Annotated in this window: 14 protein-coding genes; 11 read left to right on the top strand and 3 right to left on the bottom strand. The window is 74.3% G+C overall.

Translation table 11 applies throughout. The annotated features are described in order from the left end of the window. The first annotated feature begins 405 nt into the window (after nucleotides 1-405). Nucleotides 406-1,695, top strand: coding sequence for an MFS transporter (locus tag ACFRAR_RS35615; RefSeq protein ID WP_380704011.1), 1,290 nt, complete (start codon nucleotides 406-408; stop codon nucleotides 1,693-1,695). Between the two features lie 66 nt (nucleotides 1,696-1,761). On the opposite strand, the gene ACFRAR_RS35610 is transcribed toward ACFRAR_RS35615, so the two are convergent. Next, nucleotides 1,762-2,280, bottom strand: a complete 519-nt coding sequence (locus ACFRAR_RS35610) for a GNAT family N-acetyltransferase (RefSeq protein ID WP_380704007.1) — start codon at nucleotides 2,278-2,280, stop codon at nucleotides 1,762-1,764. Between the two features lie 46 nt (nucleotides 2,281-2,326). Between ACFRAR_RS35610 and thpR the strand changes: the two genes are divergently transcribed. After that, nucleotides 2,327-2,914, top strand: a complete 588-nt coding sequence (gene thpR / locus ACFRAR_RS35605; protein WP_380704005.1) for an RNA 2',3'-cyclic phosphodiesterase — start codon at nucleotides 2,327-2,329, stop codon at nucleotides 2,912-2,914. A 452-nt stretch (nucleotides 2,915-3,366) separates the two neighbouring features. On the opposite strand, the gene serC is transcribed toward thpR, so the two are convergent. Both serC and ACFRAR_RS35595 read right to left on the bottom strand, forming a co-directional pair. Beyond that, complete coding sequence (serC, locus tag ACFRAR_RS35600) at nucleotides 3,367-4,485, bottom strand: phosphoserine transaminase (RefSeq protein WP_380704003.1); 1,119 nt, start codon at nucleotides 4,483-4,485, stop codon at nucleotides 3,367-3,369. Between the two features lie 162 nt (nucleotides 4,486-4,647). Further along, entirely contained in the window at nucleotides 4,648-5,748 is a 1,101-nt protein-coding gene (locus tag ACFRAR_RS35595; RefSeq protein WP_380704001.1) for a citrate synthase 2, read from the bottom strand. Nucleotides 5,749-6,170: 422 nt separating this feature from the next. On the opposite strand from ACFRAR_RS35595, the gene pdxH reads away from it, so the two are divergent. From pdxH to ACFRAR_RS35550, 9 genes are all read left to right on the top strand, one after another. Next, nucleotides 6,171-6,803, top strand: coding sequence for a pyridoxamine 5'-phosphate oxidase (gene pdxH, locus ACFRAR_RS35590; RefSeq protein ID WP_380704009.1), 633 nt, complete (start codon nucleotides 6,171-6,173; stop codon nucleotides 6,801-6,803). A gap of 144 nt (nucleotides 6,804-6,947) precedes the next feature. After that, nucleotides 6,948-7,139, top strand: a complete 192-nt coding sequence (gene fxsA / locus ACFRAR_RS35585; protein WP_049656076.1) for an FxSxx-COOH cyclophane-containing RiPP peptide — start codon at nucleotides 6,948-6,950, stop codon at nucleotides 7,137-7,139. 265 nt (nucleotides 7,140-7,404) lie between these two features. Next, the gene (locus ACFRAR_RS35580) at nucleotides 7,405-8,832 is read left to right on the top strand and encodes a TIR-like protein FxsC (protein ID WP_380703999.1); all 1,428 of its coding nucleotides are present in this window, start codon (nucleotides 7,405-7,407) and stop codon (nucleotides 8,830-8,832) included. Next, a complete protein-coding gene (gene fxsT, locus ACFRAR_RS35575) occupies nucleotides 8,822-12,835 on the top strand; it encodes an FxSxx-COOH system tetratricopeptide repeat protein (RefSeq protein ID WP_380703997.1) in 4,014 nt (1,337 codons plus the stop codon). The genes ACFRAR_RS35580 and fxsT overlap by 11 nt, the downstream gene beginning before the upstream one ends. A gap of 37 nt (nucleotides 12,836-12,872) precedes the next feature. Beyond that, nucleotides 12,873-14,039 carry an FxsB family cyclophane-forming radical SAM/SPASM peptide maturase gene (locus ACFRAR_RS35570; RefSeq protein ID WP_380703995.1) on the top strand — a complete coding sequence of 389 codons (1,167 nt, stop codon included), beginning with the start codon at nucleotides 12,873-12,875 and terminating at the stop codon, nucleotides 14,037-14,039. Nucleotides 14,040-14,288: 249 nt separating this feature from the next. Further along, nucleotides 14,289-15,368 (top strand): aKG-HExxH-type peptide beta-hydroxylase, encoded by a 1,080-nt coding sequence (locus tag ACFRAR_RS35565; RefSeq protein WP_380703993.1) that lies wholly within the window; start codon nucleotides 14,289-14,291, stop codon nucleotides 15,366-15,368. A gap of 334 nt (nucleotides 15,369-15,702) precedes the next feature. After that, nucleotides 15,703-15,888 carry a hypothetical protein gene (locus ACFRAR_RS35560; protein ID WP_355268748.1) on the top strand — a complete coding sequence of 62 codons (186 nt, stop codon included), beginning with the start codon at nucleotides 15,703-15,705 and terminating at the stop codon, nucleotides 15,886-15,888. Nucleotides 15,889-16,034: 146 nt separating this feature from the next. After that, entirely contained in the window at nucleotides 16,035-18,419 is a 2,385-nt protein-coding gene (locus tag ACFRAR_RS35555; RefSeq protein WP_380703991.1) for an FxsB family cyclophane-forming radical SAM/SPASM peptide maturase, read from the top strand. Nucleotides 18,420-18,512: 93 nt separating this feature from the next. Further along, the gene (locus ACFRAR_RS35550; RefSeq protein WP_380703989.1) at nucleotides 18,513-19,229 is read left to right on the top strand and encodes an aminoglycoside N(3)-acetyltransferase; all 717 of its coding nucleotides are present in this window, start codon (nucleotides 18,513-18,515) and stop codon (nucleotides 19,227-19,229) included. The last annotated feature ends 67 nt before the right edge of the window (nucleotides 19,230-19,296 follow it).

The raw sequence follows: 19,296 nt of genomic DNA, 5'->3' as shown, positions 1-19,296 counted from the left end.
ACGCGGAATTCGGGTAGTGGCCCGTCCCTCCGGTGGGGCGGGGTGCCGGTCGGGGGCGGCGGCCCGCGGGGGATTCCAGGTGTGGCGGCCGTCCGGGATCCGGCACCCCCCCCCCCCCGGGGGGCCGCCCCCCCCCCGGGGGCCGGCCCGCCACGAGGGGAGACCACCGTGACCACGCCGGCCGCAGCCAGCGCCGCCGCCATCCGTACCGACGACCCGACGACGACCGACCCCGCCGCGGCCAGTGCCGCGGCCGCCGACGCCCAGGCGCCCGCCCCCACGGGACTGCCCGGCAGCGGCGACGACGACCCCGACGAACGCGCCGCGGCGGACGAAACCGCCGCTCAGGGCCGCACCCACGCGGCCGCATCGCCCACCGGCGCCCGGTTCACCCGGCCAGGGGGGATGTTCTCCTCACTGCGCGTTCGCAACTACCGCTACTACTTCGCCGGCCAGGTGGTGTCCAACACCGGCACCTGGATGCAGCGGATCGCCCAGGACTGGCTGGTGCTGAGCCTCACCGGCAGCCCGTTCGCGGTCGGCATCACCACCGCCATGCAGTTCCTCCCGATGCTGCTGTTCGGCCTGTTCGGCGGCGTGCTCGCGGACCGGATGCCCAAGCGCCGGCTGCTGATCTACACCCAGGGCGCGATGGGCCTGCTGGCCGCCGGCCTCGCGGTGCTGACCGTCGGCGGCGTGGTGACGCCGTACTACGTGTACTTCTTCGCGCTGCTGCTCGGCCTGGTCACCGTGGTGGACAACCCGACCCGGCAGGCCTTCGTCTCCGAGATGGTCGGGCCCAAGGACCTCGCCAACGCCGTCAGCCTGAACGCCGCCAACTTCCAGACCGCCCGGCTGGTCGGCCCCGCCGTCGCGGGCCTGCTGATCGCCGCGGTCGGCAGCGGCTGGGCGTTCGCCGTCAACGCGCTGTCCTTCGCCGCCGTGATCGGCGGGCTGCTCGCGATGCGGGAGAGCGAACTGCGCCCGACCCCGCCGATCGCCCGCGAGAAGGGGCAGTTGCGCGAGGGCCTGCGGTACGTCAGGGAGCGGCCCGAGCTGCTCTGGCCGATGGTGCTGGCCGGGTTCATCGGCACCTTCGGCTTCAACTTCCCGACGCTGCTCTCCGGTTTCGCGTACGACACCTTCAAGGTGGGCGCCGGCCAGTACGGCCTGCTGAACACCGCGATGGCGGTCGGCTCGCTGGCCGGCGCGCTGCTCGCCGCCCGCCGGGGCGTGCCGCGGCTGCGCCGACTGGTCGGTGCGGCGCTGGCCTTCGGCACGCTGGAGGTGGTCGCCGCGTTCGCGCCCGACTTCTGGACCTTCGCGCTGCTGCTGACGCTGATCGGGATCTTCGGGCTGAGCTTCAACACCTCCGTCAACGCCTCGCTCCAGCTGGGCACCGACCCGGAGATGCGCGGCCGGGTGATGGGCCTGCTGGTGCTGGTCTTCACCGGCGGCACACCGATCGGGGCCCCGATCGTCGGCTGGGTGACCGCCTCGTACGGGCCCCGGCTGGGCCTGCTGGCCTGTGGACTGGTGTCCGCGGCGGCGGCCGGCGTGGTGGGCCTGGTGCTGGCCCGCAGTGCGGACCTCCGGGTGCGGTTCGACCTGCACCCGGGCCGCGGCGGCCGGGTGGTGGCCTTCGTGCCGCGGGCCGGTGCGGCGAGCAAGTCCGAGCTGGCCACGGCCTGCTGACGATATGTCAGGCCTCCGGGGTGTCCCGGAGGCCTGCGGTGGTCCAGGGGTTCTGGGCCGCACGGTTCAGAGGCGGATCTCCAGCACCTGGCCGGGCCAGACGCCGTGCGGCTGGTCGACCTCGAACGCCACGGTCTCGGTGAAGCCGAGCGCCCGGTACCGGCCGACCAGTTTGCGGTCGGCGCCGCCGTAGCAGTCCACCCGGAGCAGGCCGATGCCGCGCCGGCGGGCCTCCTCGACCGCGTCGGCGATCAGCGCGGCGCCGATGCCGGAGCCCTTGCGGTCGCGGTCGGTGACCAGGTTGCGGACGTACAGCTCGCGCTCGTCCACGGCGGGGATCCACCGGCCGCGGTCCTCGGAGAGCACGCAGCAGCCGACCGTACGGCCCTCCTCGTCCTCGGCGAGGCGGATCAGGAACGGCTCCTCGGCGTACGAGGAGACCTGGTCGATCCGGGCCTGGATGGTGCTGAACGGCTGGTCGCCCCACTGGCCGGTGCGGCCCTGGGCGGCCAGCCAGGAGACGGCGCCGTCGAGCAGGGACAGGATGTCGGGGACGTCCGCGGGCCCCCCGTTGCGGATCTTCATGGGAGTACGTTCTACCCCAGCCGGCCGGGCGCGGGAAGATGGGCCCATGAGGCTCTTCGTGGCGGTGCTGCCACCGACCGACGCGTTGCGGGGGCTCTCCGACGCGGTCGCGCCGGTGCGGGGGCTGCCCGGGGCGGACCGGCTGCGCTGGACCGGCGTCGAGGGCTGGCACCTGACCCTGGCCTTCCTCGGCGAGGTGCCGGCCGAGCGGCTGCCGGAGCTGGAGGCGGGCCTGGCCGCCGTGGCGGAGGTGCACCCGGCGCACCGGCTGCGGATCGCGGGCGCCGGGCGGTTCGGCGACCGGGTGCTCTGGGCCGGGGTCGAGGGCCAGGGCTGGGCGCTGCGCCGGCTGGCCGACGCCGTCGCCGAGGCCACCGCCGAGGTGACCGGGGAGACCGACCGCTTCGCCTTCCACCCCCACCTCACCCTCGCCCGGGCCGGCTCCTCGCGCGGCCACCGGCGGGCCGTGCAGCGGGTCGCGGCGGCCGAGCTGGACGGCCTGGTGGCGGGGCTGGCCGACTACCGGGGGCCGGAGTGGGAGGCCGCCGAGCTGCACCTGATGCGCAGCGACCTGGGCGGCGGCTTCGCCCACTACGAGTCGCTGCGCTGCTGGGCGCTGGCGGACTGGAGCTGACGGCGTCGTCAGGCGGGCTCGGCGGCTCGGGGGCCCGGGCTGGGGCTCGCGGGCTCGGGCTGGGGGCGCGGGTCCGGGCTGGGGGGCTCGGGCTGGGGGCGCGGGTCCGGGCTGGGGGGCTCGGGCTGAGGGCGCGGGTCCGGGCTGGGGGGCTCGGGTCCGGGGGCTCGGGTCCGGGCTGGGGGGCTCGGGTCCGGGGGCTCGGGTCCGGGCCGGGGTGGGCCGGAGGTACGCTCGTTGACCGTGGACCCCAAGACTCGTAATCGCATCGTCTCCGGCACCCTGGTGCTGCTGCTGGTCGTCGTGCTGATCAGCTCGCTGGCCGGCCGGTAGGGCGGCGCGTCCGACCCCGCCACCCCGCCCGGCCCCGTGAACGGCGAGAGGGCCACCGCCCGTCGGCGGTGGCCCTCGGCCGTGTCCTCGGTGGACCCGGGGCCCTCAGTGGACCGGGGTCAGAGCTGCTCGACCACGTAGTCGATGCAGTGGGTGAGCGCCTCGACGTCCGCCGGGTCGATCGCCGGGAACATCGCGACGCGCAGCTGGTTGCGGCCCAGCTTGCGGTACGGCTCGGTGTCCACGATGCCGTTGGCACGCAGTGCCTTGGCGACCGCGGCGGCGTCCACCGACTCGTCGAAGTCGATGGTGCCGACCACCTGGGAGCGCTCGGCCGGGTTGGCGACGAACGGGGTGGCGAAGGAGGACTTCTCGGCCCAGGAGTACAGCCGGGACGAGGAGTCGGCGGTGCGGGCGACCGCCCAGTCCAGCCCGCCGTTGCCGTTCAGCCACTCCAGCTGGTCGGCCAGCAGGAACAGGGTGGCCAGCGACGGGGTGTTGTACGTCTGGTCCTTCGACGAGTTGTCGATGGCCGTCGGCAGCGAGAAGAACGGCGGGATGTAGCGTCCGGAGCCGGCGATCTCGGCGGCGCGCTCCAGGGCGGCCGGGGAGAACGTGGCCAGCCACAGGCCGCCCTCGGAGGCGAAGGACTTCTGCGGGGCGAAGTAGTAGACGTCCGTCTCGGTGATGTCCACCGGCAGGCCGCCGGCGCCCGAGGTGGCGTCCACCAGGACCAGCGAGCCCTCGTCCGCGCCGACCGGGCGCTTGATCGGCATCGCGACGCCGGTCGAGGTCTCGTTGTGGGTCAGCCCGTAGACGTCCACGCCGGCCTCGGCGACCGGCAGCGGGTGGGTGCCCGGGGCGGTCTTGATCACGGTCGGCTCGCCGAGCCACGGCGCGGCCTTGACCGAGGAGGCGAATTTCGAGGAGAACTCGCCGAAGTCCAGGTGCTGGGACTTCTCCCGCACCAGGCCGAAGGCCGCGATGTCCCAGAACGCCGTGGAGCCGCCGTTGCCGAGGACGACCTGGTAGTCGTCCGGCAGCGAGAACAGGCTGCTCACGCCCTCGCGCACGCGCTTGACCAGGTTCTTCACCGGGGCCTGGCGGTGCGAGGTGCCGAGCAGGGAGGTCTGGGTGGCGGCGAGGGCGTTGAGGGCCTCGGGGCGCACCTTGGACGGTCCGCAGCCGAAACGGCCGTCTGCGGGCTTGATGTCAGCGGGGATCTGGATCTGAGCCACGCGCGCAGCCTACCGCCGGGGGCCCGGCGGGGGTACGGCCGTCCGCCCGCTGAGACTGTGGCGTTCGCGGCGGACGCCGTCGCCCGGGGACGCCGACAGCGGGCCCGATCGGAACCGGACCCGCTGGTCAGGGGCACTGTCCGGACGCTCGTCCGGTGATCGTCAGTGGGCGATGGCGTCCCAGCCCGCGATCTCCTCGGGGCGGCGCGGGCCGGGGCCGACGTAGCGCGCGGAGGGGCGCACGAGCCGGCCCGTGCGCTTCTGCTCCAGGATGTGCGCCGACCAGCCGGCGGTGCGCGCACAGGTGAACATCGAGGTGAACATGTGTGCCGGGACCTCGGCGAAGTCCAGCATGATGGCGGCCCAGAACTCGACGTTGGTGGCCAGTACGCGGTCGGGGCGGCGGTTGTGCAGCTCCTCCAGCGCGGCCTTCTCCAGCGCCTCGGCGACCTCGAAGCGCGGCGCGCCGAGCTCCTTGGCGGTGCGGCGCAGCACCCGGGCGCGCGGGTCCTCGGCGCGGTAGACGCGGTGGCCGAAGCCCATCAGGCGCTCGCCCTTGTCCAGGGCGTTCTTGACCCACGCGGTCGCGTCGCCGGTGCGCTCGATCTCCTCGATCATGCCGAGCACGCGGGACGGCGCGCCGCCGTGCAGCGGGCCGGACATCGCGCCGACCGCGCCGGACAGGGCGGCCGCGACGTCGGCGCCGGTGGAGGCGATGACCCGGGCGGTGAAGGTGGAGGCGTTCATGCCGTGCTCGGCGGCCGAGGTCCAGTAGGCGTCGACGGCCTTGACGTGCTTCGGGTCCGGCTCGCCGCGCCAGCGGATCATGAACCGCTCGACGACCGTCTCGGCCTTGTCGATCTCGCTCTGCGGGACCATCGGCAGGCCCTGGCCGCGGGCCGACTGGGCGACGTAGGAGAGTGCCATCACGGCGGCCCGGGCGAGGTCGTCGCGGGCCTGGTCGGCGTCGATGTCCAGCAGCGGCTTCAGGCCCCAGACCGGGGCGAGCATGGCGAGCGCCGACTGCACGTCGACCCGGATGTCGCCGGAGTGCACCGGGATCGGGAAGGGCTCGGCGGCCGGCAGGCCGGGGTTGAACTTGCCGTCCACCAGCAGGCCCCAGACGTGGCCGAAGGAGACGTTGCCCACCAGGTCGTCGATGTCGACACCGCGGTACCGCAGGGCGCCGCCCTCGCGATCGGGTTCGGCGATCTCGCTCTCGAACGCGACGACTCCCTCAAGCCCGGGTACGAAATCGGACATGCGACGGCTCCTTCAAGTTCTGCGATCGGTGCCCCGCCTTTGGTGGGGCGGCGCGCCAGTGACCGATTGGTGTTTGGCACTCGGTGCCAGGGTGACAGGCACGGGGTGCATTGCGCCATACACCACCGTGGTGATGTTTCCCGTGGGCCCGCTTGACTTTCCGGTGGGAAGGTCCGGCCGCGCCCGGGGGTCTTCGGCACCGAACGCCTGGTTTTCCGGACAATTCCCCGCAGGGCGGGCGGTCAAGCGGTGGTGGGTCACCGGATCTCCCACCCAGGTTTGTCCGGAGGTAGCGGTGCCCGTTGCTTGTCGTACGGGATGATGTTGGCGTGCAGACCCCGGATCGCGCCCAGTCGACGCCCCTGAGCCCCGCCAACCGGACCCTGGCCGACGAGGCCCGACCAAGTCCGGACCTCACCGTGATGCGCAAGCACTACAGCCACGAGGGCCTGGTCGAGGAGCAGCTCGCGCCCGAGCCGGTCGCCCAGTTCACCCGCTGGTTCCACGACGCGGACGACGCCGGGGTGGTGGAAGCCAACGCGATGGTGCTCTCCACCGCCGACGCCGAGGGGCGGCCCAGCTCCCGCACCGTCCTGCTCAAGGGCTACGACCTGCGCGGCTTCGTCTTCTTCACCAACTACGGCTCCCGCAAGGGCTCCGAACTCGCCGCCAACCCGCACGCCTCGCTGCTGTTCCCGTGGATCGCGCTGGCCCGCCAGGTGATCGTCCAGGGCCGGGTGGAGAAGGTCGGCCGGGACGAGACCGCCGCCTACTTCCGCACCCGCCCGCACGGCTCCCAGCTGGGCGCCTGGGCCAGCGAGCAGTCCAGCCCGGTCGGCGGCCGGGAGGTCCTCGAACAGCGCTACGCCGAACTGGAACGCCGCTACCCGGAGGGCGAGGGCGTCCCCGTCCCGCCGTTCTGGGGCGGCTACCGGGTGGTCCCGCGGAGCGTCGAGTTCTGGCAGGGGCGGGAGAACCGGCTGCACGACCGGCTCCGCTACGTCGCCGACCCGTCCAGTCCGACGGGGTGGCGGGTGGAGCGGCTCTGCCCGTGATCCGTTCGGCGCACACGCTCCGCGCGGCGTCCGCGCGGAGCTGATTGACCGTCACCACCCGGGTAGTAGGATGCCCGTCGCGGACCTGGGCCGATGTGCTTGTGGCCGGCCGCCGCTGTGCCGACACGATCGAGTGAGGGACTGATGGGCGTCACCGGTGCGGAAACCGCCGCTGGACTCGGCTCTGACCTGGTCGACGTCGCCGCCCTGCCGCTCGACGAACTCGACGCCCTGCCCGACACCGTCCTCGGCGACCTGCTGCGCCGGGTGGTCGCGGACGCCCTGACGCCCGGCGCGGAGCCGCTCGCCGCGTTCCAGTCGGCGCTCGACCGGTAGTTCCCGGCCGGTAGTGCCCGAACGGTGGCGCCCGCCCGGCCGTGCGGCCGGTCGCGCCCGCCGGAGCCGTCGGCCCGCCCCGTGACCCCGTCCGCGCGCCCCCGGGCGCCGGAGCGCCGCGGGCCGCCCTGGTGCGCCTGACCACCGGCTAAACCGCCCAAGGCTCCGAATCCTCCAACTCGCCAGCGGGGCAAGGGGAGTTCGCGACATGCTGGGGTATGAAACCAGCGCCGTCGCGGACCATCGGGCACGGGGGGAACGAGTGGTGGAGCAGGAACAGCAACGGCCGTACTTCTTCTTCAGTTACGCGCGCCGGGACTTCGAGGCCGAGGACGCCTTCGTCAACCAGTTCTTCAACGACCTGCGGGACGAGCTCGGCCGACTGCTCGGCGCGGCGGTCCGGACCGAGGAACTCGCCTTCCGCGACACCGAGCAGCTGCGCCTCGGTGACGACTGGGCCGAGCGGCTCGCGACGATGCTGGGCCGTAGCCGGACCATGATCGCGCTCTACTCCCCGGCCTACTTCGCCAGCCTCTACTGCGGCAAGGAGTGGACCGCCTTCCGCGGCCGGGTGCGGCGCCACCACGAGGACACCGGGGAGCTCGTCCCGGCGCTGATACCGGTGCTCTGGGAGCCCGTCGGATCGGCCGAACTGGCCGCCGAGGTGACCAGGGTCCAGTGGGTCCAGCCGGACATGGGCGAGGCCTACGCCCGGCACGGCCTGCGGGCCCTGCTGCGCACCGCGCGGAGCGAGGCGTACGAGCAGGTCGTCCGGGTGGTCGCGGAGCGGGTCCGGGACGCGGCCGCGCGGCGGCTCGGCGAGCTGCCCGAGTTCGACCTGGGCGCGGTGCGCGGCTACTTCCCGCCCCCGGCGGCGCCCGAACCCGCCCCCAGCCCCGGGATGGTGCGGCTGTTCATCGCGGCCGGGTGCGCCTCGGAGGCCGCCGCCGAGGGCGGCTCGGACACGGGCGGCTGGTACGGCGCCAAGCCCTGGCACTGGGCGCCCTACTACCCGCCCACCCGGCCGTCCCTGGCGGCGCGCGCCCAGCAGGTGATCACCGCGGCCGGACACACCACCACGCTGGAGGAGATCGGCCCCGGCCTCGGTGAGAAGCTCGACCAGGCCCGGGAGGACAGCCAGGTCAGCGTGCTCCTGGTCGACCCGTGGGTGGCCGGCAACGGCCGCTACCGGGCCGCGTTGAGCGAGTACGACGACCAGAACCACCCGGTTACCGGCGTGGTGGTCCCGATCGGCAGCAACGACCCGGACGGGGAGCGCGAAGCACCGTGGACCGGCGTGCGCGGCGTGTTCCGGCGCAACTGGCTGCGCCGGAGCGACCTGGAGCACTTGTTTCGGGTGCGCGTGAGCCAGGAGAGCTTCGACAACGACCTCACCATCATGGTGACGGTCGCCCAGAACAAGCTCATGGACGACAACCTCGATTGGGGAGACGATGGCGGGGACGCCTTCGGCTTCGGGGGCGATGCTTTCGGCTTCGGCGACGACGGCCCGGACATGCCCGGCCTGACCATCCCGGCAGGCCCGCCCGGCCGTCCCCGTCCGCCGGGCCCGCGCCACGGCCCGGCGGCCGCGCGGCACCGACCCGATCCGGCTCCGAACGAACCGCCCGGCCAGCGCCGGGGCCAGGACGACGCTGTCCCGCTGAGGGGAGACCAGGACGATGACCACTGAGCCCGGCGCAGAGCTGGAGCGCGGCGGACCGGGATCGGTCGTCACGTTCTACTCCTTCAAAGGCGGAACCGGCCGCACCATGGCGCTCGCCAACGTCGGCTGGATCCTCGCCAGCCGCGGCCTGCGGGTCCTGGTCGTCGACTGGGACCTGGAGGCGCCCGGCCTCCACCGCTACTACCACCCGCTGCTGGTCGACCCGGAACTGCACTCCACCGACGGCCTGATCGACCTGCTGCGCTCCTACGTCAGGCAGGCCCTGCCCTCGGCCGCCGGACCGGTCGGGCTGTCCCCGGCCGAGTGGCTGGACGAGCCCGGACGCCTGGAGGGCTACGTCTGCGGCCTCGCCCTCGACCTGCCGCCCGGCGGCCGGCTCGACTTCCTGCCCGCGGGCCGGCAGAACGCCGCCTACGCCGCCGCCGTCACCAGTTTCAACTGGCGCAGCTTCTTCCACGGCCGGGACATCCGCGGCGGCGAGTTCCTGCGCGAGCTGCGCCAACGCTGGGCCCGCGGCTACGACTACGTGCTCATCGACAGCCGCACCGGTGTCAGCGACACCTCCGGCATCTGCACCGTCCTGATGCCCGACACCGTGGTGGATTGCTTCACCTTCAGCGCCCAGAACATCCGCGGCGGCGTCGACGCCGCCCACGCCATCGCCGAGACCGAGGAGCGGGCGATCCGGGTCCTGCCGGTGCCGATGCGGGTCGAGGACGCCGAGCAGGAGCGTCTGGAGGCCGGCCGCGACTACGCCCGCGAGGCCTTCGCCCCCTACCTCGGCCGCTGGCTGGCCGGCGACCGGAGGGCCGGTTACTGGGCCGACGTCGAGGTGCCGTACAAGCCCTTCTACGCCTACGAGGAGGTGCCCGCCACCGTCGCCGACCGGCCTCAGGAAGCCCGCAGCCTGCTCAACGCCTTCGAACGGCTGGCCGGTTGGATCACCGACGGCCGGGTCCGCACCCTGCGCCCGCTCACCGCCGAGAACCGCCGCCGGCTCTACGGCGCCTATCTGCGCTCCGCCCGCGCGGTGCCGCGCCAGGTGTTCGTCAGCTACGCGCCCGAGGACCGGATGTGGGCCGAGTGGGCCGCCGGGACGCTCACCCGCTTCGGCTACCAGGCCTCCCTGCACAGCGCCGCCGAGCCGTACACCGGCCCCCGGCCGCCGGAGGTCGCCGGGCCGGTCGACGGCCAGGGCCGCCTGCTCGCGCTGCTCTCGCCCGAGTACACCGCGCTGCCCCGCGCCGCCGAGGTCTGGCAGCTCCTCCAGGGGCGCGAACTAGCCTCCGGATCACCGGCGTTGGTCTCCTTCCGGCTCCAGGACTCGGACGAGCCGGTGCCCCGCCCGTTCGCCGGACAGCCCGCGCCGGACCTGGTCCGCTCCTCCGCGGTCGGCGCCGAGGCCCAGCTCTACGCCGAACTCGGCCCGCCGCCCGGCAGCAACCGCCAATCCGACTCCGACAGCGGGGAGTTCGCCGCCCCCGCCCGGTTCCCCGGCACCGCCCCGCAGGTCCAGGAAGCGCCCTCGCGCAACGCCGCGTTCATCGGCCGCGGCAAGCTGCTCGAACTGCTCCGCAACCGCTTCACCGGCGGGCCCGCCGCGGTGCTCAGCCAGGTGCTCTACGGCTTCGGCGGCGCCGGCAAGTCCCAGATCGCCGCCGAGTACGCGCACCGCTTCAAGGCCGCGTACGACGTGGTCTGGTGGGTGCCCGCCGAGGAGCCCGCCAACATCCCGCAGAAGCTCGCCGAACTCGCCCCCCGGCTCGGCGTGCCCAGCAGCGACGACGTCGCGCACACCGCCGCCGCCGTGCTCGACGCGCTGCGCCGGGGCCGGCCGTACCGCCGCTGGCTGCTCGTCTTCGACAACGCCGGCACCCCCGAGGAGCTCGCTCCCTGGCAGCCGGCCGGCTCCTCCGGCGGGCACGTCCTGATCACCTCCCGCAACCAGGGCTGGGCCCGCCACGCCGGCCTGGTCGAGGTCGACGTCTTCCTCCGCGAGGAGAGCGTCCGGCTGCTGCGCCGCTTCAACAGCGGCCTCTCTCCGGAGGACGCCGACCAGGTCGCGCACCGGCTCGGCGACCTGCCGCTCGCCGTCGGCCAAGCCGCCGTCTGGCTCCAGGAGACGTCGATGCCGATCGCCACCTACCTCGAACTGCTCGACGAAGAGCTCACCGAGATGCTCGAACGCACCCGGCTGCGCACCGCCGACTACCCGCACTCGGCCGCCGCGACCTGGCGCATCTCGGTCGAGGAGCTGCGCCGGATGAACGCCCCGGCCGCCCAGATCCTGGAGATCTGCGCCTTCTTCGGCCCCGACGCCATCCCGATGCGGCTGCTCTACAGCCGGGCCGTCACCCGCGCCCTGCGGCTACCCCCCAGGGCGCCCCGCGACAAGCTCGCGATCGGCGAGTTCCTGCGCGCCATCAACCGGTTCGGGCTCGCCCGCACCGACCAGGGCAGCGAGACCATCACCGTGCACCGGCTGGTCCAGGCCGTCCTGCGGGACCAGGTCGAGGAGGAGCGGCGGGCCGAACTGCGCGGCGTCGTCCACGCCGCGCTCGCCACCGCCAACCCCGGCGACCCGGACGTGCCCGCCAACTGGGCCGAGTACGCCGAACTCCTGCCCCACCTCTGGCCGTCCGGGGCACTCGACAGCGCCGACGAGGACGTCCGGCAGTGGATCATCGACTCGGTCCGCTACCAGTGGAAGCGCAGCCTGCACGAGTCCGGCCGGGAACTGGCCGGGCGGACCCTGGAGCACTGGCGCCAGGACGGCTACGGCGGGCCCGGCTTCGACGTCGACAACGACGCCCAGACGCTCATGCTGCGCACCCAGCTGAGCAACATCCGCCGCTCCCAGGGCGCCCTCCAGGAGGCGTACGAGATGGACCGGGACATCCTGGAGCGCTTCACCGCGACCCTGGGCCCGGAGCACTCGCACACCCTCGCCGTCGCCAACAGCCTCGGTGCCGACCTGCGTTTCCTCGGCCGCTACGACGAGGCCCGGGCGCTCGACCGCCGCACCCTGGACGCCGCCCGGCGCACCCTCGGCCCGGACCACCCGCGCACCCTGATGATCACCAACAACCTCGCCGTCTCCGACTACCTGGCCGGCGACCGCCGGGCCGCCCTGGAGCGGCATCGCAGCAACTACCTCCAGCAGCGCGACGCGCTCGGCGCGCACAGCCTGTACGCGCTCTCCTCGGCCTCCAACTACGCCCGCGACCTGCGCGAGACCGGGCGGCTGCGGGAGGCCCTGGACCTGCTGGAGGAGACCGTCCGGATCTATCAGCAGACCATCGGCGACGGCCACACCGACACCCTGCGCGCCCGCAAGAACCTGGCCGTGGCGCTGCGCCGGGCCGGCCGCTACCACGAGGCCCTGGAGATCGACGAGGACATCTACCAGCGCTACCTGGACATCAACGGCCCCGAGCACCCCGACACCCTGGCCGCCGCCACCAACCTGGCCAGCGACCTCAACGCGCTCGGCGACACCGGGCGGGCGATCCCGCTGGCGGAACGGGCGCTGGCGCGGTACCGCGACTACCTGGGCGAGGACCACCCGGTGACGCTGGCCGGCGCCAACAACCTCTCGGTGTACCTACGGCTGGCGGGGCGCACGGTGGAGGCGCGCGAGCTGTCCGGCCGTACGCTGGCGCAGTTCCGCACGGTCCTCGGCGCGCACCACCTCTACATCCCGATCGCGATGATGAACCACGCGAACGACCTGTCGCTGGCCGGGGAGCTCCAGGCCGCGCTGGACCTGGAGCTGGAGGCGGAGCCGCTGATGACCGACGCCCTCGGCCAGGACCACTACGACTCCATCGGCATCAACTCCAACCTCGCGCTGTCGCTGGCCGCCCTCGGGCACGCCGAGCGGTCCGCGGAGCTGCGGGCGGAGTGCATCCGCAGGGCCCGGGGCACGCTGGGGGAGGAGCACCCGACGACGATCGCGGTGCGGGCGGGGGCACGGCTGGACTCGGACGTGGAGCCGCCGCACGTGTGACGGCGAGTCAGGGGCGGCGGCTTAGTAGGCTCACGGCATGGTGGCGTTCCGGCAGTTCCTGCTGAAGATCCACAGTCGGTGCAACCTGGCCTGCGACTACTGCTACGTGTACCAGGGCGCGGACCAGAGCTGGCGCCGGCGGCCGCGGCGGATGGAACTGGCGACCGTCCGCCGCACCGCCCGGAGGATCGACGAGCACGCGGCCGAGCACGGGCTGGACGAGGTCTCCGTCGTGCTGCACGGCGGGGAGCCGCTGCTCGTCGGTGCTCCCCATCTGGACGAGCTGCTGGGCGAGTTGGCGTCCGTGCGGCCCAGGGTGCGGTTCACCGTGCAGACCAACGGGCTGCGGCTGCTGGAGGAACCCGGCCTGCTCGACGTGCTGCACCGGCACCGGGTCTCGGTCGGGGTGTCGCTGGACGGCGCCCGGGCCGACCACGACCGGCACCGGCGGCTGCCCTCCGGCGCGGGCAGCTGGGCGCGCACCGCCGAGGCGGTGCGCCTGCTCGGTTCGGACCGGCACCGGGAGCTGTTCGCCGGCCTGCTGTGCGTCGTCGACCTGGACTCGGACCCGGTGGCCACCTACGAGGCGCTGCTGGAGTTCGCGCCGCCCCGGCTCGACCTGTTGCTGCCGCACGCGACCTGGCGGGAACCGCCGCCGGGGGTGCCGCCGCGCGCGGTGCCGGACGAGCCACCGGGCGGCTCGCGCGCGGTGCCGGCGCCGTACGGGGAGTGGCTGATCGCCGCCTTCGACCGCTGGTACGGCGCGCCGCGCCGGGAGACCGGGGTGCGGCTGTTCGAGGAGCTGTCGGTGCTGCTGCTCGGCGGGCGGGCGGCCAGCGAGGCGGTCGGGCTGGCGCCCGTCGACCTGGTGGTGGTCGAGGTGGACGGGGCGATCGAGCAGGCGGACAGCCTCAAGGTCGCCTATGACGGCGCCCCCGGGACCGGCCTGGACGTGTGGCGGCACGGCTTCACGGACGCGGCCGCCCACCCGGCCTTCCGGGCCCGGCAGCGCGGCCTCGCGGGCCTCGGCCCGGTGTGCGCCGGCTGCCCGCTGGCCGGGGTCTGCGGCGGGGGGCTGTACGCGCACCGGTACGCGGGGGACGGTTTCGGTCACCCGTCGGTGTACTGCGCGGACCTGGACCGGCTGATCCGGCACATCGCGGGGCGCCTGCGCGCGGGGGTGGCGGGGCTGGTGAGGAGCTGAGCGGGCCTTCGGGTCCGGCGGCCCGGGGGAGGGGTCGGGGAAGGCGCCGGGGGGCGGCGCGGGGGCCGACGGGGCCGGGGAAGGCGTCGGGGGGAAGGCGCCGGGGCGCTCCGGTTCACCCGTCCGGGTCATGCCCGGCCGCCGTCCGGCTGATCCGCCCCGGCGCGGGGACACCGGGGGCGGGCCCGGCGGGTTGGGCGATGGGCCGGCCGAGCGGGCCGGAGGCCGCACACAGGAGGAGGAGAACCGGTGGCTGGTACGGGTGAGGTGGTGGCGGCCGGGGTGCCGGTCGCGCGAGGGGCGGACGGGCTGCCCCGGCACGGCGTGGACCGGGTGACGTTCCGGGCGATCGCGGGCGCGCGCGGCGGTCCGGAGGCGGTCCGGCTGCTGCGCTCCGGGCAGTTGAGCAAGCGGGCGCTGCTGCTGCTGGCACTGCGCCGGGCGGCGCCGGAGCACGACGGCTACCGGGAGGCGTACGCCCGGGTGCGGGCGCTGCAGCGGGACGACCGGGAGCGGTGGGAGGAGGTGCTGCTGCGGCCGGAGCTGGACGCCTGGGCGGCCGGCTGCCTGCGGGGTGCGGCGTCCGGGGAGTCCGTTCCGCTCGACGGGTTGGCCGATTTCCTCCGCGGTGTTCCCGGCCCGGCCCTCGTGCTGGAGTGCGACGGACTGCGCTGGGCGCCGTCGATCGACCACGCCGGTCCGCGCCGGGTGGACTACGGCCGTCCGCCGGCCGGTCCGCTCCTCGACGCCGAACTCGCCCTCTGGAAGGAGCGGTTGGCCGAGGCCTGGGACATCCTGGTGCGTCGCCACCGCCGCCACGCGCAGGCCGTCGCGGCCTGTGTGACCACCGTCGTGCCGCTGCGGCCCGCCCCCGGTGGCGAGGCGGTCAGCGCCGCCGCCCGGCGGGCGTACGGTGCGGTGGCGGCCTCGCTGCCGGGTGAGCCGGAGTTGCTGGCGCTGGCCCTGGTGCACGAGTTCCTGCACGTCCAACTCGGCGCCCTGCTCGACCTGGTGCCGCTGCACCGCCCCAACGGCCCGGCGGTCTACCGGGCGCCCTGGCGGCCCGACCCGCGCCCGGCCGGGGCGCTGCTCCAGGGGGCTTACGCCCACCTGGGGGTGGCGGACTTCTGGCGGGCGGAAGCGGAAGCGGAGGCGGGTGTCGGGGCAGCCGACTCCGGCCGCGCTCACCGGGAGTTCGCGCGCTGGCGGACGCACACCCTGACCGCCGGGGAGACACTCCTCTGGTGTGGTGAACTGACGGCGAGCGGCGTGGAGTTCACCGAGGAGCTGGTGCGGACCGTCCGGGGACTCGGTGCGCCGGGGGAATGACTCCGGGCGCTCGGATGCTTGACCGGAAGACGTGCTTGTCCGGGCGCTTCCCTGGGCACTCCCGGGGTGTGCCCAGGTACTGCTCCAGGACCCTGTTCCGGCAACGCTCCTTACCCCGGCGACGCGCTTCGGCGCGCGCCACGGCGAAGTGCGCGACCGCTGAACGGGTGAATTCTGGGGGTCCTGCGCGCTGTCGTACGACGTCGGCCGCCCGGGGAGCCACCGTGAGCCCGCAACGTGCCGCGCGAAGTGGCAGCGGGCAGATAGATTTAGTCGTAACCGGGTGGGCATACCCACCCTCGGCAGGTCCTAACCGCGCCTAAGGAAAAGAACTATGACTCCGGTAACCAGCACCAGGCCGGCCGGCAAGCTCACTGACCCTCAGGAGACGCCGGAACGCCCCTCTCTCGCCGATCTCGCCGCGCTCGGCGCGGAGGAGCTCGCCTCCCGGCTCCAGCGCGCGCTTCCCGGCGCGGAATCCGGCCTCGTGCCGGTCGCTGCCTTCAACTCCTCGATCTGACCCGGTCCGGATTCCCGAGCGGAATCCGGACCCGGCAGGTCCAACCCCACTGAGGCTCACCGAGCCCTACCGGGTCTCTACGGAGCCTCCACCAGGGCCCCTGCTGGGCCTCGATGAGCCTCACCGAACCGAACAGTCCCAGGTCCATGACGACGTCGATTCCGCTGCCGTTGACGCAGTTCGTGATCAAGGTGCACAGTCGCTGTGACCTGGCCTGCGACCACTGCTACGTCTACGAACACGCGGACACCAGCTGGCGCTCCCGCCCCAAGGTCATCGGGGTCGACATCCTGGCCAAGGCCGCCGAGCGCATCGGCGAGCACGCGGCCGCCCACCGGCTGCCTGCCGTCCGGGTCGTCCTGCACGGGGGAGAACCCCTGCTCGCCGGCCCGGACCGGTTGCGCCGGGCCGCCGAGGCGCTGCGGGCGGCGCTTCCGGACGGGTGTGCGCTGGACCTGCGCATTCACACCAACGGCGTGCTGTTGAGCCGCGAGTTCTGCTCGCTCTTCGCGGAGCTGGACGTCCGGGTCGGCATCTCGCTGGACGGGGACAGGGCCGCCAACGACCGCCACCGGCGGTTCGCCGACGGGCGGAGCAGCCATCCACAGGTGCTGCGGGCGGTCGGGCTGCTGAACGAGCCCGAGTACCGGCACCTGTTCGCCGGGCTGCTGTGCACGATGGACGTCGAGAACGACCCGGTGGCCGTGTACCGGGCGCTGGCCGAACTCCGGCCGCCCGCAGTGGACTTCCTGCTTCCGCACGCCACCTGGGACGAGCCGCCCAAGCGCCCCGCCGCCCTGGGGGCCACCCCGTACGCCGACTGGCTGCTGACTGTCCACAGGCTGTGGGAAACGGACGGGCGGCCGTTCGCCGTACGGACCTTCGAGTCCGTGCACCGGACCCTGCGCGGGTTCTCCAGCCTCACCGAGTCGCTCGGTCTGGAGCCCTCAGACCTGGCGGTCCTGGAGACGGACGGGACCTTCGAGCAGGCCGACAGTCTGAAGACGGCGTACGACGGCGCACCCGTCACCGGGCTGAACGTCTTCGCGCACAGCCTCGACGACCTCGCCCGGCACCCCGGCATCGCCGCCCGCCAGTCCGGCCTGGCCGGACTGAGCGAGGCCTGCCGCTCCTGCTCCGTGGTGCGCTCCTGCGGCGGCGGGCTGTACGCCCACCGCTGGCGGAGCGACGATGGAGGAGGCAGCTTCGACCATCCCTCCGTCTACTGCGGTGATCTCATGACGTTCATCAACGGCATTGCGGGGAACGGGGGTTCGACGGCCGTTCCGGCCCAGGTCGTCGGCGAGCCGCTGCCCGGTGCGCTCACCCCGGCGCAACTCGACGAGCTCGCCCACGGTTACGGGAGCGCCGACACCGTCGCCGCGCTAGGACGCTCCCAACTCCGACTCACCAGGGCCATGTTGGCCGCCGCCTGGGATGCCTCCGGGCAGGGGCGCCCCGAGGCCTGGGCGCTGTTGGCGGAACTCGACGTGGCGGCCCCCGCCGCCGTGGACGCGGTGCTCGCCCACCCGTACGCCCGTGCCTGGGCGGCCCGCCGGCTCGCCGGGGACCTGCCGGTCGGACTCGGCCCGCTGGCCGCGCTCGCCGCGGCCGCCGCCGTGCGCGCCGGGCGGGGGGACTCGGTGACGGTTCCGGTGCGGGGCGGGTGGCTGCACCTGCCCACGCTCGGACGGGTCGCCGTACCCGACGGCGAGGCCGTGGTCACCGGGCGGCCGGACGGCTTCGAGGTGCGGGCGTCCGACGGCTCGGTGCGCACGGTGCTGGACGAACCGCTGCGGCGGGTCCGGCCGGCCGGCGGCTGGACGGTCGCGCTGGAGGACACCGACCCGCTGCGCGACAGCCACGACCATCCGGTGTCCGGCCGCCTCTCGGACGGCGAACTGCTCGACTGGACGGGCGCGTTGCGCGAGGCCTGGGAGCTGCTCGGGCGGGACCTGCCCGGGTACGCGGAGGGCATCGGGGCCGGCCTGGCGACGGTCACCCCGCTGCGGCCGGGCCCCACCGGCCGGGACGTCAGCTCGGCGGCCCGGCAGGCGTACGGCGCGGTCGCCATCGCCCGGCCGGCCACGGCGCCGACCCTCGCGCTGCTGCTCGCCCACGAGTTCCAGCACGTCAAGCTCGGCGCGGTGCTCGACCTGGTGGACCTGTACGACCGCGCCGACACCACCCTGTACTTCGCGCCCTGGCGGCCCGACCCCCGGCCGTTCGAAGGGCTGCTCCAGGGCACGTACGCCCACCTGGCGGTCACCGAGTACTGGGGCACCCGCACCCTCGCGTACGACGGGCTGCCGGGCGGGGCCGCCGACCGGGCGCGCGAGCAGTTCGCGCTCTGGCGGCGGTACACCGCCGAGGCCGTGGAGCGACTGGCGACATCCGGGGCCCTGACCGGGACCGGCGCGCGCTTCGCCGACGGCATGCGCGCCACCGTCGCCCCCTGGCTCGCCCTGCCGCTGCCCGCCGCCGCCGAGCAGGCGGCCGACCGGGCGCGGCGGGAGCGGGCCGGGGTCTGACCCGTCCATCCGCCGCCTTCACCCCGGGGAGACGCCATCCGTACCGAACCCCTCGTCCGCGCCCTCACCGACCTCGGGGTCCGCCCGGGTGAGGTGCTGCACGTCCAGGCCTCCCTGCGCACCCTCGGACCGGTGTCCGGCGGGGCAGCGGCCGTGGTCGAGGCGCTGCGCGAAGTCCTGGGCTCCGACGGCACGTTGGTCGCCTACACCGCCACGCCCGAGAACTCCGCCAGCTCCCGGCTGTACCAGTCGGCCACCGCCGGGCTCTCGCCGGCGGAGATCGACGCGTACCAGGCCCGGATGCCCCGCTTCGACCCGGCCCGGACCCCGGCCTCACCCACCGTGGGGGCGCTGTCGGAGGCGGTCCGCACCTGCCCGGGCGCGTTGCGCAGCCGCCACCCGCAGACCTCCTGGGCGGCTGTGGGCCGGCGCGCTCGCGCGGTCACCGCCCACCACCCGCTGACCTCCCACCTCGGCCCGGAGTCGCCGCTCGGGCGGCTCTACGACCTGGACGCCCGGGTGCTGATGCTCGGCGTCCCGATGGACCGCTTCACCGCCTTCCACCTGGCCGACCTGCGGATGCCCGACGTGGCCGAGCGCGAGTACCGCTGCGTCGGCGAGGACGGCTGGGCCGCCTTCCGGGCCCCCCACCTGGACGACGTCCACTTCGGGCCCCTCGGCGCCGAGGTCCTGCGGACGGCGCGCGGCATCACCGCCGGGCGGGTCGGGGACGCTGCCGAATGCCGGCTGGTGCCGGTCCGGGAGGCCGTCGACCTCGCGGAGCACATCCTGCGGCGGGGGCGTGCCTGAAGCCGGCCCCTTGTTCTTCTTCCCCCGGCGCCCCACCCCGGCGCGCGAGAAGTCGGCTGGGCCGACT

The organism is Kitasatospora sp. NPDC056651, from assembly GCF_042792155.1.
Classification (GTDB): Bacteria; Actinomycetota; Actinomycetes; order Streptomycetales; family Streptomycetaceae; genus Kitasatospora.
The sequence above is the reverse complement of the archived record's forward strand: the minus strand, read 5'-3'. Positions and strand labels throughout refer to the sequence as shown.